General features: G+C 66.2%; 3 protein-coding genes. All 3 read right to left on the bottom strand.

Annotated elements, in window-relative coordinates; translation table 11 throughout:
- Positions 1 to 106: 106 nt before the first annotated feature.
- Complete coding sequence (locus HUU96_RS13700) at positions 107 to 937, bottom strand: outer membrane protein (RefSeq protein ID WP_174293309.1); 831 nt, start codon at positions 935 to 937, stop codon at positions 107 to 109.
- 45 nt (positions 938 to 982) lie between these two features.
- Positions 983 to 1,249, bottom strand: coding sequence for a DUF3297 family protein (locus HUU96_RS13695; RefSeq protein ID WP_174293308.1), 267 nt, complete (start codon positions 1,247 to 1,249; stop codon positions 983 to 985).
- Between the two features lie 12 nt (positions 1,250 to 1,261).
- A partial coding sequence (gene acnA, locus HUU96_RS13690) for an aconitate hydratase AcnA (protein ID WP_174293307.1) occupies positions 1,262 to 3,255 on the bottom strand: 1,994 nt, incomplete at its 5' end.

Here is a 3,255-nt window from a genome sequence, read left to right as displayed (position 1 = left end):
GATGGCCGCCGGATCGTCACCGACGTCCGTTTCCTGCCGGACCTGCGCCAAGACGGCTGAACGCCCGCCGCATCGACGCGCGACCGGCCCGCAGCCTCCCAAACAGCTATTTGGCGGCCGGGCCGCCGAAATTATAGGCGATGCTCAGGAGCAGGCTGTTCGAGCGGAACCTGCCGCGCTCGGCGAACTGGGACACCGATGTCGTTCCGCTCGCCGCATCCGAGAAGCTCGCGCCGCCGTCGAAATGGACATGCTGGGTCTGGAAGTAGCGGTATTTCAGGCCGACCTCGATATTGGGAGTGATCGCGGTCGATGCGCCGGCGATCAGCTGGAACGCCCACACGTCGTCGCGATCGCCCAGCGACTTGACGCGTGCGCGTCCGGCGCCGCCGCCACCGTAAACACGCACGCCCGGCGTGAGATCATAGTCGAAGAGCGCGTCGACCATCCCCGACAGCACCCTCGTGTTCTTGCCCGAGCGGAAATCGTCCGAGGTCACGCCGGCGATCGGCGCCGTGTTGGTATCGGCGAGCAGGGCACCGCTCGCCGTCAGGCCGCGCAGCCTGGACCGCTTGTAGCCGAGCTCCCCTTCCAGGCGGAACATGCCGAAGTCATAGCCGGCGATCGCATCGACGTCGGCGCCGGCTTTCTGATCGGCGACGAGGCCATTGCCGTACTTCGTGTCGGTCGTCGTGACGGTCTGGCCCAGCAGGCCACTCCCCGTCGGCACGGTCTGAACGCGTGTCGCGGCGACGTCATAATCGGTGTGGTGGGCGAAGGAGACACCCCCCTCGAGCCCGACGTAGCCGGCGCCGTCCTGCGCCATCGCTGCCGCAGGCAAGACAGCAAGGGCGGCGAGAACAGGATAATAGCGCATATCATATGTCCTTGGGCCGTGCCGTCGATCGAAGCCTAACGCCAAAACGTTGAAGGCCAAAGGACTTCTTTCGGCTTGGCAGGGTCGAGCAGCTGCTGTAGAAAATTACGCCTCGTCCTCGGCCGCTTCCGCCAGCGGATGCTCCCGGTAGGGCTCGACCTCACCCTGCAGCTTCACGGTCAGCGGCCGCCCCTTGCGGTCCATCGTCTTGCCGACCGAAACGCGGATCCAGCCTTCGGACACGCAATATTCCTCGACGTTATGCTTCTCGACGCCCTTGAAGCGAATGCCGATGCCGCTCGTCAGCAGCGCCTCGTCGTAGAAGGCGCTGCGCGGATCGTTGGAGAGGCGATCGGGAAGCTGGTCGGGCATGGATCGCTCCGGTCAGGCGGCGAGCTTGCGGAGAACATATTGCAGGATGCCGCCGTTGAGAAAATATTCGAGCTCGTTGACGGTGTCGATCCGGCAGCGCGCAGAGAAGCTCTCCTCGCTACCGTCGGCGCGCTTCATCGTCACGCTGACGGTCTGCCGGGGGCGCAAGGCGGCGACGTCGGCGATCGAGAAGGTCTCGCTGCCATCCAGCCTGAGGGACTTGCGGTCGATGCCGTCGGGGAACTGGAGCGGGAGCACGCCCATGCCCACGAGGTTCGAACGGTGGATGCGCTCGAAGCTCTCGGCGATGACGGCGCGCACGCCGAGCAGGTTGGTGCCCTTGGCCGCCCAGTCGCGCGAGGAGCCGGTGCCATATTCCTTGCCGGCGATCACCACGAGCGGCGTTCCCTCCGCCTTGTAGCGCATCGCGGCATCGTAGATCGCCATCACCTCGCCGGTCGGGACGTACTTCGTCATGCCGCCCTCGACGCCGGGGATCATCTCGTTGCGGATGCGGATGTTGGCGAAGGTGCCGCGCATCATCACGTCGTGATTGCCGCGCCGCGCGCCATAGCTGTTGAAGTCGCCCTTCGAGACCTGATGCTCGCCAAGATAGCGCCCCGCCGGCGAGTCCACCTTGATCGAACCGGCCGGCGAGATGTGGTCGGTGGTGATCGAATCCGCGAAGATCGCCAGCGGCCGCGCGTCGCGGATGTCGTTCACCGCCGCCGGCGTCATCGACATGGCCTCGAAATAGGGCGGGTTGGCGACATAGGTGGATACCGGGTTCCAGCTGTAGCGATCGCCGCCCTCGATGCCGATGCCGCGCCACTTCTCGTCGCCCTCGAAGACGTTGGCGTAGCGCGAGCGGTACATGGTGCTGTCGATGTACGACATGATCACGTCGGCGACCTCGGTGTTGGTCGGCCAGACGTCCTTGAGATAGACCGGCTTGCCGTCCGCCCCCTCGCCGAGCGGGGTCTTCGTGATGTCCTCGCGGACCGTGCCCTTGAGCGCATAGGCGACGACCAGCGGCGGCGAGGCGAGGAAGTTGGCGCGCACGTCGGGCGAGACGCGGCCCTCGAAGTTGCGGTTGCCCGAGAGCACGCTGGCGGCGACCAGGTCGTTCTCGTTGATCGCCTTGCTGATCGCCGGCGGCAGCGGCCCGGAATTGCCGATGCAGGTGGTGCAGCCATAGCCGACGAGATTGAACCCCATCGCGTCGAGATCGTCCTGGAGCTTGGACTTGGTGAGATAATCGGTGACGACCTGGCTTCCCGGCGCGAGGCTGGTCTTGACCCAGGGCTTGGGCTTGAGGCCCAGCGCATGCGCCTTGCGCGCCACCAGCCCCGCGGCGACCAGCACCGACGGGTTGGAGGTGTTGGTGCAGCTCGTGATCGCGGCGATCACGACATCGCCGTGGCCGACCTCGTAGTTCGCGTCGTCGACCGCGACACGGACGTCCGCGCTGCCGGTCTTCTTGTAGCCCGAGGCGAGCTCGGTGTTGAAATTCTCGTCGACCTGCGAAAGCAGCACGCGATCCTGCGGGCGCTTGGGGCCGGCGAGGCTCGGCTGGACGCTCGACATGTCGAGGTGGATGGTGTCGGTGAAGACGGGGTCGGGCAGGGTGGGATCGCGCCACATACCCTGCGCCTTGGCATAAGCCTCGACCAGCTCGATCTGCCAGTCCTCGCGGCCGGTGAGGCGCAGATAGTTGAGCGTGGCGGTGTCGACCGGGAAGAAGCCGCAGGTCGCGCCATATTCGGGCGCCATGTTGGCGATGGTGGCGCGGTCGGCGAGGCTGAGATGATCGAGCCCCGGTCCGTAGAACTCGACGAACCGCCCGACCACGCCCTTGGCGCGCAGCATCTGCGTGACGGTGAGCACCAGATCGGTCGCGGTGATGCCTTCGGCGAGCGTGCCGTCGAGCTTCATGCCCACCACCTCGGGAATCAGCATCGAGACCGGCTGGCCGAGCATCGCCGCCTCCGCCTCGATCCCGCCGA

The organism is Sphingomonas bacterium, from assembly GCF_903644135.1.
Classification (GTDB): Bacteria; Pseudomonadota; Alphaproteobacteria; order Sphingomonadales; family Sphingomonadaceae; genus Sphingomonas.
This window is presented reverse-complemented; position numbering and strand designations above follow the sequence as displayed.

Excerpts from the sequence above, each read along its gene's own strand:
- HUU96_RS13695 (WP_174293308.1), bottom strand. The coding sequence starts at position 1,249 with ATGCCCGACCAGCTTCCCGATCGCCTCTCCAACGATCCGCGCAGCGCC.